We start from the raw sequence: 15703 nt of genomic DNA, 5'->3' as shown, positions 1-15703 counted from the left end.
TACCTAACCCCATCATTTAATTGGTTTCCAATGCCAAAGCGGCACACCAGGCCTCGCCACGCGAGCCCTGGGACAAAATAGTCAGCGAACGCCCGCTGTCTTGCGGGCTAATGGTAATGGTCAGGTCAGGCTTTGGCAAAAAGCCTGCACCTTTATCGGGCCACTCGATCAGGCACAGGGCGTCGTCTTCGAAATAGTCGCGAATGCCCAGAAACTCCAGCTCTTCCGGATCGACCAGACGATACAGATCAAAGTGGAAGGCGCGGATGTCACCGATCTCGTAGGGCTCGACCAACGTGAAGGTCGGACTTTTCACCGCGCCGACGTGCCCCAGCCCGCGGATGATGCCCCGGGACAGCGTGGTTTTGCCCATGCCGAGGTTGCCTTCAAGGAAGATCAGGCCATGCCCCCCGGTCACGCGGGCGATCCGTGCGCCAAAGTCGCTCATCGCCTGTTCATCGGCCAGGTACAGGGTTACTTCAGACACGGTGCATGCTCCTCCAACAACTGACGAATGGCTGGAATCAGATCACTGGCCGCCAGCCCACGGCCGAATTTACCTTGTTGCGCCCCGGCGTTGGCGTGCAGCCAGACCGCCAGGCACGCCGCGTCGAACGCGTCCATACCCTGCGCCAGCAACGCGCCGACCAGACCGGCCAGCACGTCGCCCAGACCAGCAGTGGCCATGGCCGGATGGCCTTGATGACACAACGCCAGACGCCCGTCGGGATGAGCGATCAGACTGCCCGCCCCCTTGAGCACCACCACCGCTGTATATTTTTTGCTCAACGCCAGCGCCGCCGCCGGACGATCGGCCTGCACCTCGGCAGTGCTGATCCCCAGCAACCGCGCCGCTTCCCCCGGATGCGGCGTGATCACGCAATCCTTGGGCAAACTGACGAAACCGCCGGCCAACAGATTCAGCGCATCGGCATCCCACACCTGTGGCAGCGAGGCATTGGCAGCAGCCGACAACAGCGCCCGTCCCCAACTGGCCTGACCCAGCCCGGGCCCGACCACCAGCACCGACACCTTTTCCAGCAGCCCCATCAGTTGATTGGCCGAAGAAGTACCCAGCACCATGGCTTCCGGCACCCGGCTCAACGCCGCCGGAACATGTTCCGGGCGGGTGGCCAGCGACACCATCCCGGCCCCACTGCGCAACGCGCTTTCGGTGCTGAGCAGGATTGCCCCGCCAAAGCCGTGATCGCCACCGATCAGCAGGACATGACCGAAACGCCCCTTGTGCGCAGCCGGCAATCTAGCAGGCAGGCGCGGCAGATTACCGGCATTGAGCCGGCGGGCGGCGACGGCAATGTCACTGTAGGTTTCGGCAGGCGCTTGCAGATCGTTAAACAGCAGTTCGCCGACGTAGTCCGCCGCATCCCCGGTAAACAGGCCGAGTTTCAGCCCGATGAAAGTCACAGTAAGGTCGGTGCACACCGCGCGGCCCAGCACATGGCCGGTATCGGCGCACAAACCGGAAGGGATATCGACCGCCACCACCGACAGGCCGCTGGCATTGATGGCTGCGATGGCAGACGTATACGGCTCACGTACTTCACCGCTCAGACCGGTGCCAAGCAGCGCGTCGACAAGAATTCCGCGCAATTCACTGGAAGCAGTCCACGCAGCAATCGCAACGCCTTCGGCGACAGCTTCGGCATGCGCCAGGGCCGCATCGCCCTGCAAACGCTGCGGATTGCCGACGGCCAGCACCTGCACCGTCCAACCCGCACGACGGGCCAGCGCAGCCACCAGATAACCGTCACCGGCGTTGTTGCCGTGCCCGGCCAGCACGGTCAATTCGTTCGCCGTGGGCCATTGCCGCACCAGTGCGCGCCAGGTGGCATGGGCGGCACGCTGCATCAATTCGAAGCCCGGCGTGCCGGTGGCAATCAGCCGTGCGTCGAGTGCCCGCACCTGCGCGGCGCGGTACAGCGCGTCGGGTAATTGATCTTTAGTGTGCGGCATGCGTCTTCGGGCTCCGATGTCTGGCAGAATTATACGCACCTCAGCTCCGGTTTCTCTCGCCTCATGTCCGCCATCACCACAGATCTTCCCGCCCTCGCCCAATCCATCAAGGACTGGGGCCGCGAGCTGGGCTTCCAGCAAGTCGGCATCAGCGGTCTGGACCTGGCCGAGCACGAGCAGCACCTGCAACGCTGGCTGGAGGCCGGCTACCACGGCGAAATGGATTACATGGGCGCCCACGGCAGCAAACGCTCGCACCCCGAAGAGCTGGTGCCGGGTACCTTGCGCGTGGTGTCCCTGCGCATGGACTACCTGCCGGGCGACACGCAAATGGCGCAATTGCTGGCCAAACCGGAAAAAGCCTACATCTCGCGTTATGCCCTGGGCCGCGACTATCACAAGTTGATCCGCAAGCGCGTGCAGCAACTGGCGGACAAGATCCAATCCGAAATCGGCCCGTTCGGCTTCCGCGCCTTCGTCGACAGCGCCCCGGTGCTGGAAAAAGCCATCGCCGAACAGGCCGGCCTGGGCTGGATCGGTAAAAACACCCTGGTCCTGAACCGCAAGGCCGGCAGTTATTTCTTTCTCAGCGAACTGTTCGTCGATCTGCCGTTGCCAGTGGATGAACCCCACAGCACCGAACATTGCGGGCGCTGCACCGCGTGTCTCGACATCTGCCCGACCAACGCCTTCGTCGGCCCTTATGTGCTGGATGCGCGACGCTGCATTTCCTACCTGACCATCGAGCTGAAGAACGCCATCCCCGAAGATCTGCGACCGTTGATCGGCAACCGGGTGTTCGGCTGCGACGATTGCCAGATCTGCTGCCCGTGGAACCGCTTCGCCCGCCCGTCCGGGGAAAGCGACTTCAAGCCACGGCACAATCTGGACAACGCCGAACTGGCGGAGCTGTTTCTGTGGGATGAAGACAAATTTCTCAGCAGCACCGAGGGTTCGCCACTGCGCCGCGCCGGTTATGAGCGCTGGCTGCGCAATCTGGCGGTGGGATTGGGCAATGCGCCATCGACCATTCCGGTGCTGGAAGCACTCAAGGCGCGGCGCGAATACCCGTCAGAGCTGGTGCGGGAACATGTGGAATGGGCGTTGAAACAGCACGCCGACCGCCTTAATAGCGTAGCGACTGAAGCTTAGCGAATCTCAAGTCAGCTTCCTCCATTTGGCACTGCGCCCGTTGCCCGTAGACTCAATCAGCCCCTCTGCCTTGAGCGTGCGCAGTACCATTCGAACCGTATCACGACTGATTCCAGGACAAGACTGTTCAATATCCGAGATGGAAAAAAGCAAATTGCGCTTCAGCACCTCGTTTCTCACCCGATCACTTTTACTGCCTCGACGATTATCGATCGTCCCCACACGCTCCTCAAACTCTTTGTACGCTCGAAGCATCGCGCCCCAAAAATAATCAAGCCATGGCTGAACATCATGTAAATCCTCATGCCAGCCTTTCGAGCTCAGCTCAAGCGTCTCGTAGTAACTCTCTTTTGACTCCTCAAACACCCGTTCAAGACTGATAAAGCGCCCGACTTGATAATCAAACTGATAAAGCAACATTAGAGTCAGCAGACGCGCAACTCGCCCGTTACCATCTGAAAAGGGGTGTATGCACAGGAAGTCGAGAACGACGAGCGGAACCAATACCAAGGGATCCGCCAGATTCTGGTCCACCGCTCGTCGGTACTGCGTAACCATCTCAGTAACTGCGATAGGAGTCAGATGAGCCGCTATCGGCCGAAAGCGAACGCGCGTGCTGCCATCCAGATGGCGCTCGACAATGTCGTTGTTCGTTGCTTTCCAACGACCGCCGTCCTGCGGGAGATACCGATAGAGGACAGTATGTAGCTGCCGCAAGACGCCTTCGGAAAAGGACATCGCCTCACCAGACTCATGAATGAGCGAAAGTGCGTCCCGATATCCGGCAATCTCCTGCTCAGATCTACTCTTGGGCTCCGAACTCCCACTGATCAAGGATTTCAACCTGGCAGGAGCTACGGTCACGCCCTCCAACCGGTTGGACGACTCCGTGGACTCAATCACTGCAAGCTCTTTCAGGTCATGGAGAATTTGAGGTGACTGAGCGACAAACAGCTGCTGCTTACCTCGATACTCTCCAAGGGCCCGCATGGTGCTGATCTGTAATCCATTGAAGCGCAGGGCAGTGAGAAAATCAGAAGTAAGCGACCGCATGCCATGTTCCTTCAAATGGGGTAATCAACCATTAAATGGGGTAATTAAAGCGTCAACTACCCTATTTAATGTTCTTTTTACCCCATTCAGCGCCAGTCGCCCATCAACCATCCTCAACAGGATGTTTCACATCGTGAGAATCAATGCTCGTCGTTATAGACGAACTTCGGCATTTCCCAATGGAAGCGAATCGCCAACAACCGCAATAGAAAGCCGCCGAACAGCGTGATCAGGATCGCCTGTTCGCTCGGCACGTTCAGGAACAGGCACAGCATGTAGCACCACGCCGCGGCGAACGAGACGCTGGCGTAGAGCTCGCGGCGGAAGATCAGCGGGATGTCGTTGCAGAAGATGTCGCGCAGGATGCCGCCGAACACCCCGGTGATTACGCCGCTGACCGAAGCCACCAGCATGCCGTGGCCCATTTCCAGGGCGGTCATGCAACCGATCAGGGTGAACGCCACCAGACCGACCGCATCGAGCACCAGAAACAGCGAGCGCAGATGACGCATCCAGCGGGCCGTGAACACGGTGACCATCGCCGCGACCGTGGTCAGCACCAGGTATTCCGGGTGTTTGACCCAGGTCAGCGGGTAGTGCCCGAGCAGCACGTCGCGCACCGAACCGCCGCCCAATGCCGTGACGCAGGCGATCAACACCACGCCGAACCAGTCCATGCCGCGACGGCCCGCAGAGAGGGCGCCGGTCATGGCTTCGGCAGTAATGGCGACGAGGTAGAGCATCAGCAACATGGTGGCGATCCTGGCAGGAAGGCGCGCAGTCTACTCACTTCGCCGGGGCACCAAAAGAGGGCGCCTCGGCGTGGGTCGCCGATCTCAGAACTTGATGAAATGCTTGCGGTAGTGCTGCAGCTCGGCGATGGACTCACGGATGTCATCCAGTGCCAGGTGAGTGCTGCCCTTCTTGAAGCTGTCGCGCACGTCCGGCGCCCAGCGCGCGGCCAGTTCCTTGAGCGTGGAGACGTCGAGGTTGCGGTAGTGGAAATAGCTTTCCAGGGACTTCATGTGGGTATAAAGGAAGCGGCGATCCTGGCAGATGCTGTTGCCACAGATCGGCGACTTGCCCTTCGGCACCCACTGCTCGAGGAAGGCGATGGTTTCGGCTTCGGCCTCGGCCATGCTCACGCGGCTGTCGCGCACGCGCTGGGTCAGGCCGGAGTTGCCGTGGGTGCGGGTGTTCCACTCATCCATGCGAGCGAGCACTTCGTCGCTGTGGTGGATGGCGATCACCGGGCCTTCGGCCAAGGTATTGAGGTCACTGTCGGTAACGATGGTGGCCATTTCGATGATGACGTCATTTTCCGGATCCAGACCGGTCATTTCCAGGTCGATCCAGATCAGGTTCTGCGGGTTCTGCATATTTCGGCTCCTAGGCAATGCTGCGCAGTTTAGCCTAGGGCGATGCCCGGGCGTGCTAAACTCGCGGCCGTTTTACCTAATCGCTGCATTCTTCAGACGGAACACCCATGGCCAAACGCCAACTCAATCGTCGTCAAAACTGGCGCATCGAAAAGATTCAGGGCGAGCGCGCCGCCCGCGCCGCCAAACGCGAGTCCTCGGCTGTCGAGGCACTCGAAGGTGGCGATCTGGGCCCGGAACAGCGCGGCCTGGTGATCGCCCACTTCGGTGTACAGGTCGAGGTCGAGGCCGTTGACGGCGAACTGGCCGGCCAGGTCTTCCGCTGCCACTTGCGGGCCAACCTGCCTGCGCTGGTGACCGGTGATCAAGTGGTCTGGCGCGCCGGCAACCAGGGCATCGGCGTCATCGTCGCGCAACTGCCGCGCACCACCGAGCTGTGCCGTCCGGACAGCCGTGGCCAGCTCAAACCGGTGGCCGCCAACGTTGACATGATCGTCATTGTCTTCGCCCCGCTGCCCGAGCCCCATGCCAACCTGATCGACCGTTATCTGGTCGCGGCCGAGCACGCCGGCATCCGTCCGTTGCTGCTGCTGAACAAGTTCGACCTGATCGACGAACAGAACGCCCCGGCGCTGAACGCGTTGCTGGCGGTCTATCGCACGCTGGGTTATCCGGTGCTGGAAGTGTCGGCGCACCACGGCAACGGCATGGAGCAATTGCAGAAGCAGCTCGACGGGCGCATCAGCGTATTCGTCGGCCAGTCCGGTGTCGGCAAGTCATCCTTGGTCAACAGTCTGCTGCCAGAGGTGGAAACCCGCGTCGGCCCGCTGTCCGAACTGTCCGGCCAGGGCACTCACACCACGACCACCGCGCGCCTGTTCCACTTCCCCGGTGGCGGTGAGCTGATCGATTCCCCGGGTATCCGCGAGTTCGGTCTGGGACACGTCAGCCGCGCCGACGTCGAAGCCGGTTTCATCGAGTTCGATGACCTGCTCGGCACCTGCCGCTTCCGCGACTGCAAGCACGACCGCGAACCGGGATGCGCACTGCTCAAGGCGCTGGAAGATGGCCGCGTGCAACAGCAGCGGATGAACAGCTACCGCTCGATCATCGCCAGTCTGCCGGAAAACGGTTACTGAAAAACATCGTCAGCAACGCTGACTTTGAGAACGCCCAGCAAACAAAAGCCGCAGGTGACTGCGGCTTTTGTTTGTCGATTCGGTCATTCCACCGAACACCTGAAAATCAGTCAGCCGGTAGCTTAGGCGCCTGCTTGGCGATGCTCCTTTCCTGTGATTTAACCCGACGTTCAAGCTTGCGAATATCCTCTTCCGCAGGGAGTTCCTCGGGTTTGATACCGCGCTGGTTCAGCATGTCGCGCACGCTCAAATTGTTCTGGACATGCTCGCTCGCAATGGCCGACTCACCCTTTAAATCAACCTGAAGCACATTGTGATTGGTCATCTCAGTGGCAAGATTTTTCGCAGCAATAGTCAATGTGGGCAGAAAATCAGCAAGTGGCCGACTCTTGATGATGCCGTAGCGATCTTTCATCGCTTGAGTCGTTCTCCCACCGAAAAGTGCTGCGTCTCCCCGGGAGCGGATGCGAGCAAAACCCTCATCATCCACGCCACGTTCGTAAATATTCTGCGACAGTTCTTTTTCCGACTCGCGCAAGCGATCACGAGCATCAAAGCGGGCCTGCAGGCGCATCCGGTCTTCAATCAACTCTTGCTTGCGCGTTTGTAGCGCGAAATAGCTCTGAGCAAAGGCAATGGGCTGTTTACGCGGATCGCCATTCTGCGCAATCAAGTAACAGGCATAGCGCGTAAGCATGAAATCGTCGGTAGCTCGTTGCCCACCTTTGCCAATCTCGATCATTTTCGTAACGCCACGAAAATGATCGAGAGCATCCACGCCTGTGGCTTCACACGAGGCTATTGCTCGCTGGAGAACGGTGAGAAAGTTTTCCCAACGTGCATAACCAAAAGGCTCCTGCAGTTCGCGAGCGAACCAGAACTCGATACCCTCGCCAGGTACCCGTTGCGCTAATTCGTCAAATTGCTGCTGCAGCAAAAAGATTGTCTGATTTTCCATCGTCACGACTCCTTGTGGTTCAGAAGGATTTGTATTCATTGCTGGCCATTTAGAGCAAAACACCCGTGTGCAAGCTGATAGGGGATTATCCGTGAGAGGCTGATCAAAAGTGTGCCCAGTCGTCGCACAGGGCACAAAAAAGCCGCGATCATCTCGCGGCTTTTTTATGGATCACTGCTTCGGCGCGGGGGCCGGTGCAGGTGTGGGTGCAGCGGGCGCCGGGGATGGCGCCGCACTACCTGGCGCGGCCGGCTTCGGTGCCGCGTCGTCAAACAGGTTCAGCCGCTCGCGCAGTTCGTGCGCAGGCACTGGCTGCTGATCCGCCGGCAAGGCGTTCGGGTCGACCGGTTTGGCCGGATCCGCGCCGTTCTGCCCTTCGGCCGGTTTCGCAGGTTCAGCGCCTTGCGAACCTTCGATGGCGGCCTGGGCCTTCTTGGTCAGCACCACGATGTCGATGCGGCGGTTGACCGGGTTGAACGGGTTCTCCTTGTCGAACAGTGCCGACGAGGCGTAACCCACCACCCGCGCCACTTGCCCGTCCGGATAGCTGCCCGCCACCAGTGCACGCCGGGCGGCGTTGGCACGGTTGGCCGAGAGTTCCCAGTTACCGAAGTCACCGGTGCCGGTGTACGGCTTGGCATCGGTGTGGCCGCTGATGCTGATCTTGTTCGGCACCGCTTTGATGGTGTCGGCCATGGCCAGCAGGATGTCTTCGAAGTACGGCTTCAGGCGTGCAGAGCCGGAGTCGAACATCGGCCGGTTCTCGGCGTCCATGATCTGGATGCGCAAGCCGTTCGGCGTGATCTCGAACAGGATCTGATCCTTGAATTTCTGCAGCTGCGGGTTCTCGTCGACCTTGTTCTGCAGTTCTTGCAGCAACAGTTCCAGACGTTCCTTCTCGACCTGCTCGGCCATGCCTTCAACCTGCTCGGTGTCGACCGTGACCTTGTCCGGTTGCGGCTGCGACTTCACTTCGGGGTTGAGGGTGTTTTCCGGTGCGAGGGTCGGCGTACCGCCCAGATCGATGATGTACGGCGTGCCGCTCTCGGAGAAACCGACCGGGTCCTTGAAGTAACCGGCGATGGCGATCTTCTGTTCCGGGGTCGCGGTGGACAACAGCCACAACACCAGGAAGAACGCCATCATCGCCGTCGCGAAGTCGGCGAAGGCAATCTTCCACGCCCCGCCGTGATGCCCGCCGGCGATGCGCTTGACGCGCTTGATGATTATCGGCTGGTTATTTTCCATGACTTAACGACCGCGAACGGCTTGTTCCAGCTCGGCAAAGCTTGGACGGTGAGCCGGGTACAGAACCTTGCGACCGAACTCGACAGCCAGCGACGGCGGCATGCCGGACGCCGAAGCCACCAGCGAAGCCTTGATAGCTTCGTAAACGTTCAGCTCTTCCTTGGCATCGTGCGCCAGGGAGTGTGCCAGCGGGCCGAAGAAACCGTAGGCCGCGAGAATACCGAAGAAGGTACCCACAAGTGCCGCACCGACGTGCAGACCGATGGACTTCTGATCGCCTTCACCCAGCGAGGCCATGGTCACCACGATACCCAGTACCGCCGCGACGATACCGAAACCCGGCATGGCGTCGGCGATGCCGTTCACCGCGTGAGACGGATGCTCGAGGTCTTCCTTGAGGCTGTACAGCTCCATGTCGAACAGACCTTCCAGTTCGTGAGGAGCCATGTTGCCGGAGGACATGATGCGCAGGTAATCACAGATGAACGCGGTCATGCGTTCGTCTTTCAGCACTGCCGGGTACTTGGCGAAGATCGGGCTCGCAGCGGCATCTTCGATGTCGCCCTCGATGGCCATCATGCCTTCGCGGCGGCTCTTGTTGAGGATCTCGTAGATCAGGCCCAGCACTTCCAGATAGAACGTGTGGCTGAAACGCGAGCTGAACATGCTCAGGGATTTCTTGAGCACGTGCATCGTCATGTAACCGGGGTTGGCCTGGAGGAATGCTCCGAGTGCCGCACCGCCGATGATCATCACCTCGAAGGGCTGGATCAGTGCGGCAATCTTGCCGTGGGAGAGCACGTATCCGCCGAGCACGCTCGCGAATACGACGATGATGCCGATAATTTTAGCCATAGGTAGAAAGTACTTATTTAAGTCGGGTTCAAGGTCATATTCGGAAGTTAAAAAATCTCTTCTTCTACTTATCGGCAAAACTGCGCCAGACTATAGCCAGTTCAGGCGAAAAGCCAATTTAGCCCATGCCGGGCGCGTCTACAGTCAGTGAAGATCTCGTCCAGACATGGCTAATGAAACGAACGTCCCACACGTAAAACCCACCACACTCGACGGCTGGGTGAAGCTGCTCGACAGCGTGCGCCTGCCGGTGCCGCAAGAAGCCCACGATCGTGTCTGCCGTGCCATCCGCGACAATCGCAGCTCAATGCGCGACATTGCCGACCTGATGCAGGACAGCCCGGCGCTAGCGCTGAGCATCATTCGTGAAGCCAACCGCCACACTCAGGGCAGCATGACCACGCCTGCGGAGAACCTCGAGGTCGCGATCAATCGCCTCGGCCTCGCCCGCACCGAAGAACTGCTGGCACGTCTGCCTGCCGAGCCGCAGGCGCAAATCCCCCAGGCCTTGCGCCAGTTGCAGATGATCAGCCAGCACGCCACGCAACAGGCCAACGGCTTTTTTGCCAGTCGCCTGGCGCGGCTGTGGCAAGACATCCATTGGGGCAGTCTGCTGTTTTTATCGCCGCTGTGGCCGTTGGCGCTGACCTTTCCCAAACTGCTCGAAGAGTGGGAAGTCCGGGTGATCCACAAGGGCGAGTCGGCCCGCGACGTCGAAAAGCAATTGTTCGGCGTACGCCTGCTGAAAATCGGTGAAGCGCTGGTCGAAGTCTGGCGCCTGCCGATCTGGGTGCAGCAGGGTTATCGATTGCTGCTCACCGAACAGCGCGAACTGGTCAAGGTCCTGCGCATCGCCCGCGATGTGGATCATCCATTGCGCCAACAGAATCGCCTCGATGATGACCCGACCCTGCGCCACTGGCTCAACCAGCCGGCCAACACCGTGCTGCTGGCCAACGGCCTGGCGCTGTCGGCACAACAGGCCTGGGACAGTCCGCACAGCGAGCGCTGGCAGTACCTGACCAGCCTCTATCTGCAAATCTCGATGGACGAAGTGCAACAACAGTTGCACCAGCAGGCCGCCAACAGCGCGCGACGGCATTCGATGCCGGATCTGTGGCACCCGGCGGTTTCCCTGCTGTGGCCGTGGGGCACCCGCCGCCTGCCCGCCGGCATGTTGCCGGCCGCCGCACCCAATACCGAAGACCTGGCCAAGTGGCGCCGGCAATGCGCCGAACTGCTGGCCGAGCCGAGTCGCTTCACCAATGCCATGCACTTGACCATCGCCGCCCGCGACACACTGGTGGCCAGCGGCATGCGCCGGGTGATGATCCTGATGGCCGACCGGACGCAGTCCAGTCTGCGCGTGCATCAGATTTCCGGCCTGCCGAAGGAAGCCGCCGCGCTCAACTTCGTCGTCAGTCAAAGCACCGTGCTGCAACGCTTGCTCGCGCAACAGGCACAAGTGCGCATCACCCCGGACAACAACGCCCAGTTTTCCGCCCTGCTGCCGCCCTCGCTGCGCACGCTGTTCCGGGGCGAACACCTGTTCCTGCGCTCGCTGGTCAATAACGGTCGGGTGATCATGATCGTGGTCGCCGATCAGGGCGGCGGGCCGTTCGCCGACATCACCGTGCAAGCCTTCGGCAAAACCGCGCAGTGCATCGAGAAAGCCCTGCACAGCTTTAGCCAGCGCGGCCAATGACAGCTACAATCCTTCCCCTTTGTGCTCTGGAGACCTCACATGTCTGACTTCTCTGGCCTGGCGCTGGTGATCGAGCCGAGCGACCTGCTCCCGCGCCTCGACGCCCGCAACCTGATTCTGGTGGATCTGACCAGCGCCGCCCGCTATGCCGAGGGTCATATTCCCGGCGCACGCTTTGTCGATCCGAAGCGCACCCAGCTGGGCCAGGCACCGGCTCCGGGCCTGCTGCCGACAAAAGAAAAACTCGAAGAGCTGTTCGGGGAACTGGGACATCACAAGGACGCGGTCTACGTGGTCTATGACGACGAAGGCGGCGGCTGGGCCGGGCGTTTCATCTGGCTGCTCGACGTGATCGGTCACCACAAGTACCACTACCTCGACGGCGGCTTGCCGGCGTGGCTGGCGGAAGGTTCGCCGATGTCGATCCAGATCCCTCCTGTCGTCGGCGGTCCGGTAGCCCTGACCCTGCACAACGAACCGACCGCCACCCGCGAATACCTGCAAAGCCGCCTCGGTGCCGCTGACCTGGCGATCTGGGACGCTCGCGGGCCACTGGAGTATTCCGGCGAGAAAGTCTTGGCAGCCAAGGGTGGGCACATCCCCGGAGCGGTCAACTTCGAATGGACGGCAGGCATGGATCAGGCGCGTCAGTTGCGTATCCGCACCGACATGCCGCAGATCCTCGAAAGCCTCGGGATCACCAAAGACAAAGAAATCATTACCCACTGCCAGACCCATCACCGGTCAGGTTTCACTTATCTGGTGGCCAAGTCCCTCGGTTATCCGCGGGTCAAGGGCTACGCCGGTTCCTGGGGCGAATGGGGCAACCACCCCGACACCCCCGTCGAGCTTTAAGGATTTTTAAGGACAGTCATGAAAGAGCGTTTGTTTATCATCAGCCAGTACCTGCTGCCTCACCATTTGCTGTCGCGCCTGGCCGGCTGCATTGCCGAGTGCCGCGTGCGCTGGTTCAAGAATGCCTTTACCACCTGGTTCGCCAAGCGTTATCAGGTGGACATGTCGCAGGCGCTGGTTGAGGACGTGACCGCTTACGAGCACTTCAACGCCTTCTTCACCCGCGCCTTGAAAGACGGCGCACGTCCTCTGGACCAGACCCCGGGCGCGATCCTCAGCCCGGCCGACGGTGCGATCAGCCAGCTCGGCCCGATCGAACACGGTCGCATCTTCCAGGCCAAGGGCCACAGCTTCAGCGTGCTGGAACTGTTGGGTGGCGACGCGGCCAATGCTGCGCCGTTCATGGGCGGCGAATTCGCTACCGTTTACCTGTCGCCGAAGGATTACCACCGCGTGCACATGCCGCTGGCCGGCACCCTGCGCGAGATGGTCTACATCCCGGGCCGGATCTTCTCGGTCAACAAGACCACCGCGGAAAACGTCCCTGAGCTGTTCGCGCGCAACGAGCGCGTAGCGTGCATCTTCGACACCGAGCGTGGGCCGATGGCCGTGGTGCTGGTGGGCGCGATGATCGTGGCGTCGATCGAAACCGTGTGGGCCGGCCTGGTCACGCCGCCGAAGCGTGAGCTGAAAACCTTCCGCTACGACGAAGCCGCCCGTGCGCCGATTCATCTGGAAAAAGGTGCGGAACTGGGGCGCTTCAAGCTGGGTTCGACCGCGATCGTGCTGTTCGGGCCAGATCAGGTGAAGTGGGTTGAAGAACTGAAAGCCGGCTCGCCGGTACAGATGGGCCAGGCCCTGGCATTGCCGAACGCCTGAACCTGTTGATCCGCCCTTTCGCACGTCTGCGAAAGGGCGGACACGACCTGGGTGGCGCCGTTACTCTATCTGCCCACGGAAGCCGATTGGCCCTTCGTTGGCGTAGGTGTTGGTGCCGCTGAGGTTTTTCCCGCCGTCACTCGATGTGACGCTCAACGCGATAACGTTCTGGTTATCCCGACCGCCGATCACCCATTTGCCACCTGGATGCCACGGGGCATCGTTGCCACCCCACTGGTTCTCGACGTTGTACTGGTTCTGGCCAGTGCGCTGAGCCTTGAAGCCAATAGGGCCTTCGCCGGCGTAAGTCATGGTGCCGGTGAAGCTTTTGCCGCCATCGCCAGACTTGATCTCGATCGCGACGACTTTCTGGTTGTCCCGCGCGCCCAGTACCCAGGTTCCACCCGGATGCCAAGGTGCCGAACTACCGCCCCATTGATTTGCCACTGCGTATTTAGACATGAACCTCATCTCCTTGAAGTTTTCAGAGACCTGCCCGTCGTAAGCGGCAGACCGTGCAACCGTGCGTTTCCGATCGCACGCCTGAGAGCCTAGTAGCGCCTGCCGAAATGGCACCCAGCCAGCAGACCAACGGTAAAAAAGCCTGACAAACGCCTGCGAAACGGACCACAACTGCTAGAGTTTTTGGCATTGCCCTATTCGCCGCCGGAGCTGGTCATGGCATGAGTGATCCTCGATCCCAACCACAACTGAGCGTCCCGATCCCGAGCCAATTGCGCCTGTCCTTCTGCGAAGCGACCCCGCGCGACCTCAAGCGCTGGATCGCCGGCCTGCCCAAGGCCAACATCGGCGAAACCGCGCGCCAGCTCTATCAGGGGCTCGGCGAACTCAATCAACTGCTGACCCCCAGCGACAATCGCCTGCACCTGCTGGAGCTGATGCGGCCCGAGGTGTACTTCGTCTGCCAGCACCTTGAGCGACACTTTCTGCATCAGGCGATCATGCTCGATGAGCGTTCACGCAAGATCAGCAACCTCTGTCAGGCCCTGCAAAGCCAGCTGGCCATCGGCTACAAACAGATCGTTCTGCGCATCGCCCCCAAATACTCGAAAGACAGGGCCGCCCTGCTGAGCGAAGCGCTGCAACGCGCCGTTCATGCACTGAAAGGACAACTGGTGCGCGCCACGCAGTTGTACAGCCCGGCGCCGGAACAGTTGTGGTTTGAACTGCACCAGTTGTTTCGCTGCGCCTGCGACTTGCAGTTGCAACACCGTCGGGTCCGTGACGATCTGGCCAGCCTCGCCAGTGAGCTGAGCGTCGAACAGACCTATATCGCCACCCTGTTGCTGGGCAGCGCGCGCTGCAATCAATTGCGTCAGAACCCGATCGCCCAACTCGCGCAGGTGCTTGAACCCTGGAGCGCCTGGCTCAAACTGCATCCCGGCGCATCGGGTGAAGGGCTGTTCGCCATTTCTCCGGAGATCGACGCCGGTCCCCGCTATCGCAGCAAATTTCGCAGCGAACAACAGCCGGGGCTGCTCGGTTTCGACCCGCAAGCGCTGGTCGATGCTATCGAAGCCCACCTGCTGCACCAAGATGCGTCCAAACCACTGCCGGTACCGGCTGGCCTGACGCTCGACACTCTCCAGCATCTGCACGCGACCTGGGGCGAAGCCGCCGAACGCAGCTTCCAGCGCACCGTCGGCCAGGGCAACCTGACCGTGTGTGTCGGCATGAGCGCCCTGCACTTCTATCTGGGTGGCGAACGTACTTTCAGTGAATTGCTCAAGCATCCCGGTTCACGCGCCGCAAACTTCAGCCGTGCGGTGGCTCAGGGTGAAAAGGACAGCTGGAGTCAGGCATTCGATGCGGCCCCGCAGAGCAAGGCAGACGAATTCCTGCCTTACGAAGAAATCCGCTACGAACCACTGGCCGACGACGAAGGCGACGCTGAAAGCCCACCGCACTATCCGACTTACGCGTTGCCGGTCATAAACCACAGCCCTGGCGGTTATTGCCTGGCGTGGCCAAAAGAGGTGCCCGCCGAATTGCAGACCGGGGAAATGGTCGGGATTCAGGACGCCACGAATCAAGGCTGGAGCATTGCTGTGGTGCGCTGGATCCGCCAGGTGCGCGGCGCCGGGACACAAATGGGCATCGAGCTGGTGGCGCCCTACGCCCAGCCCTGCGGCTTGCAACTGGTGCGCACGCGGGACGATCACAGCCATTACTTGCGAGGTTTGTTGTTGCCGGAAATCAGCGCCATCGACTTGCCCGCGACGCTATTGGCGCCACGACTGCCGTTTCAGGAAGGCAATAAAGTGCTGATCAACACCCAGGGCGAAGAGCATCGCGCCGGGCTGGATCGGCGAGTGGCAAGCACACACAGTTTCAATCAGTTTGCCTATCGCTCGCTGGAAGCCGCGCAGAATGGCGGGAGCGAGGAGGATTTCGACTCGTTGTGGAAATCCCTTTGAGTGGCATCGGATAATCCGGGGTGCCTCCTTCGCGAGCAAGCCCGCTCCCACATTTGAAATGCATTCCA

15 protein-coding genes are annotated in these 15703 nt (G+C 60.6%); 6 read left to right on the top strand and 9 right to left on the bottom strand.

Annotated elements, in window-relative coordinates:
• Nucleotides 1-16: 16 nt before the first annotated feature.
• Both tsaE and ACW9HX_RS17860 read right to left on the bottom strand, forming a co-directional pair.
• Nucleotides 17-487 (bottom strand): tRNA (adenosine(37)-N6)-threonylcarbamoyltransferase complex ATPase subunit type 1 TsaE, encoded by a 471-nt coding sequence (gene tsaE / locus ACW9HX_RS17865; protein ID WP_096819821.1) that lies wholly within the window; start codon nucleotides 485-487, stop codon nucleotides 17-19.
• A complete protein-coding gene (locus tag ACW9HX_RS17860) occupies nucleotides 475-1974 on the bottom strand; it encodes an NAD(P)H-hydrate dehydratase (protein WP_457381611.1) in 1500 nt (499 codons plus the stop codon). Before ACW9HX_RS17860 ends, tsaE begins: the two co-directional genes overlap by 13 nt.
• Nucleotides 1975-2037: 63 nt before the next feature.
• Between ACW9HX_RS17860 and queG the strand changes: the two genes are divergently transcribed.
• Nucleotides 2038-3126: a tRNA epoxyqueuosine(34) reductase QueG gene (queG, locus tag ACW9HX_RS17855; protein WP_457381610.1), complete on the top strand. Its 1089-nt coding sequence runs from the start codon at nucleotides 2038-2040 to the stop codon at nucleotides 3124-3126.
• Nucleotides 3127-3132: 6 nt separating this feature from the next.
• Here the strand turns inward: queG and ACW9HX_RS17850 are convergent, their stop codons facing one another.
• The 3 genes from ACW9HX_RS17850 to orn form a co-directional block, all read right to left on the bottom strand.
• On the bottom strand, nucleotides 3133-4179 hold the full coding sequence (locus ACW9HX_RS17850) for a Fic family protein (protein ID WP_457381609.1): 1047 nt from the start codon (nucleotides 4177-4179) through the stop codon (nucleotides 3133-3135).
• 140 nt (nucleotides 4180-4319) lie between these two features.
• On the bottom strand, nucleotides 4320-4931 hold the full coding sequence (locus tag ACW9HX_RS17845) for a trimeric intracellular cation channel family protein (protein ID WP_457381608.1): 612 nt from the start codon (nucleotides 4929-4931) through the stop codon (nucleotides 4320-4322).
• An 84-nt stretch (nucleotides 4932-5015) separates the two neighbouring features.
• Nucleotides 5016-5558 (bottom strand): oligoribonuclease, encoded by a 543-nt coding sequence (gene orn / locus ACW9HX_RS17840; protein ID WP_096819824.1) that lies wholly within the window; start codon nucleotides 5556-5558, stop codon nucleotides 5016-5018.
• Between the two features lie 107 nt (nucleotides 5559-5665).
• On the opposite strand from orn, the gene rsgA reads away from it, so the two are divergent.
• Nucleotides 5666-6697, top strand: a complete 1032-nt coding sequence (gene rsgA, locus ACW9HX_RS17835; RefSeq protein ID WP_457381607.1) for a small ribosomal subunit biogenesis GTPase RsgA — start codon at nucleotides 5666-5668, stop codon at nucleotides 6695-6697.
• Between the two features lie 106 nt (nucleotides 6698-6803).
• Here rsgA and dinD read toward each other — a convergent pair whose 3' ends face one another.
• The 3 genes from dinD to motA form a co-directional block, all read right to left on the bottom strand.
• Entirely contained in the window at nucleotides 6804-7655 is an 852-nt protein-coding gene (dinD, locus tag ACW9HX_RS17830) for a DNA damage-inducible protein D (RefSeq protein WP_457381606.1), read from the bottom strand.
• A gap of 171 nt (nucleotides 7656-7826) precedes the next feature.
• A complete protein-coding gene (motB, locus tag ACW9HX_RS17825; RefSeq protein ID WP_457381605.1) occupies nucleotides 7827-8903 on the bottom strand; it encodes a flagellar motor protein MotB in 1077 nt (358 codons plus the stop codon).
• A 3-nt stretch (nucleotides 8904-8906) separates the two neighbouring features.
• The gene (motA, locus tag ACW9HX_RS17820; protein ID WP_007952169.1) at nucleotides 8907-9758 is read right to left on the bottom strand and encodes a flagellar motor stator protein MotA; all 852 of its coding nucleotides are present in this window, start codon (nucleotides 9756-9758) and stop codon (nucleotides 8907-8909) included.
• A gap of 166 nt (nucleotides 9759-9924) precedes the next feature.
• Here motA and ACW9HX_RS17815 point away from each other — a divergent pair, with 166 nt between their 5' ends.
• From ACW9HX_RS17815 to asd, 3 genes are read left to right on the top strand one after another with little or no spacing between them, the layout of a single operon-like run.
• Nucleotides 9925-11463, top strand: coding sequence for an HDOD domain-containing protein (locus ACW9HX_RS17815; protein WP_457381604.1), 1539 nt, complete (start codon nucleotides 9925-9927; stop codon nucleotides 11461-11463).
• Between the two features lie 39 nt (nucleotides 11464-11502).
• Entirely contained in the window at nucleotides 11503-12318 is an 816-nt protein-coding gene (locus tag ACW9HX_RS17810; protein ID WP_457381603.1) for a rhodanese-like domain-containing protein, read from the top strand.
• Nucleotides 12319-12336: 18 nt separating this feature from the next.
• On the top strand, nucleotides 12337-13197 hold the full coding sequence (asd, locus tag ACW9HX_RS17805) for an archaetidylserine decarboxylase (protein WP_457381602.1): 861 nt from the start codon (nucleotides 12337-12339) through the stop codon (nucleotides 13195-13197).
• A 60-nt stretch (nucleotides 13198-13257) separates the two neighbouring features.
• Here the strand turns inward: asd and ACW9HX_RS17800 are convergent, their stop codons facing one another.
• A complete protein-coding gene (locus tag ACW9HX_RS17800) occupies nucleotides 13258-13659 on the bottom strand; it encodes a lectin OAA family protein (RefSeq protein ID WP_457381601.1) in 402 nt (133 codons plus the stop codon).
• Between the two features lie 221 nt (nucleotides 13660-13880).
• On the opposite strand from ACW9HX_RS17800, the gene ACW9HX_RS17795 reads away from it, so the two are divergent.
• Nucleotides 13881-15635, top strand: a complete 1755-nt coding sequence (locus tag ACW9HX_RS17795; protein WP_457381600.1) for a molecular chaperone — start codon at nucleotides 13881-13883, stop codon at nucleotides 15633-15635.
• Nucleotides 15636-15703: the final 68 nt, after the last annotated feature.

The sequence above is a fragment of the Pseudomonas sp. SDO52101_S400 genome, assembly GCF_054071635.1.
The sequence above is the reverse complement of the archived record's forward strand: the minus strand, read 5'-3'. Positions and strand labels throughout refer to the sequence as shown.

Excerpts from the sequence above, each read along its gene's own strand:
- ACW9HX_RS17860 (WP_457381611.1), bottom strand. The coding sequence starts at position 1,974 with ATGCCGCACACTAAAGATCAATTACCCGACGCGCTGTACCGCGCCGCG.
- queG (WP_457381610.1), top strand. The coding sequence starts at position 2,038 with ATGTCCGCCATCACCACAGATCTTCCCGCCCTCGCCCAATCCATCAAG.
- ACW9HX_RS17850 (WP_457381609.1), bottom strand. The coding sequence starts at position 4,179 with ATGCGGTCGCTTACTTCTGATTTTCTCACTGCCCTGCGCTTCAATGGA.
- ACW9HX_RS17845 (WP_457381608.1), bottom strand. The coding sequence starts at position 4,931 with ATGTTGCTGATGCTCTACCTCGTCGCCATTACTGCCGAAGCCATGACC.
- orn (WP_096819824.1), bottom strand. The coding sequence starts at position 5,558 with ATGCAGAACCCGCAGAACCTGATCTGGATCGACCTGGAAATGACCGGT.
- rsgA (WP_457381607.1), top strand. The coding sequence starts at position 5,666 with ATGGCCAAACGCCAACTCAATCGTCGTCAAAACTGGCGCATCGAAAAG.
- dinD (WP_457381606.1), bottom strand. The coding sequence starts at position 7,655 with ATGGAAAATCAGACAATCTTTTTGCTGCAGCAGCAATTTGACGAATTA.
- motB (WP_457381605.1), bottom strand. The coding sequence starts at position 8,903 with ATGGAAAATAACCAGCCGATAATCATCAAGCGCGTCAAGCGCATCGCC.
- motA (WP_007952169.1), bottom strand. The coding sequence starts at position 9,758 with ATGGCTAAAATTATCGGCATCATCGTCGTATTCGCGAGCGTGCTCGGC.
- ACW9HX_RS17815 (WP_457381604.1), top strand. The coding sequence starts at position 9,925 with ATGGCTAATGAAACGAACGTCCCACACGTAAAACCCACCACACTCGAC.
- ACW9HX_RS17810 (WP_457381603.1), top strand. The coding sequence starts at position 11,503 with ATGTCTGACTTCTCTGGCCTGGCGCTGGTGATCGAGCCGAGCGACCTG.
- asd (WP_457381602.1), top strand. The coding sequence starts at position 12,337 with ATGAAAGAGCGTTTGTTTATCATCAGCCAGTACCTGCTGCCTCACCAT.
- ACW9HX_RS17800 (WP_457381601.1), bottom strand. The coding sequence starts at position 13,659 with ATGTCTAAATACGCAGTGGCAAATCAATGGGGCGGTAGTTCGGCACCT.
- ACW9HX_RS17795 (WP_457381600.1), top strand. The coding sequence starts at position 13,881 with ATGAGTGATCCTCGATCCCAACCACAACTGAGCGTCCCGATCCCGAGC.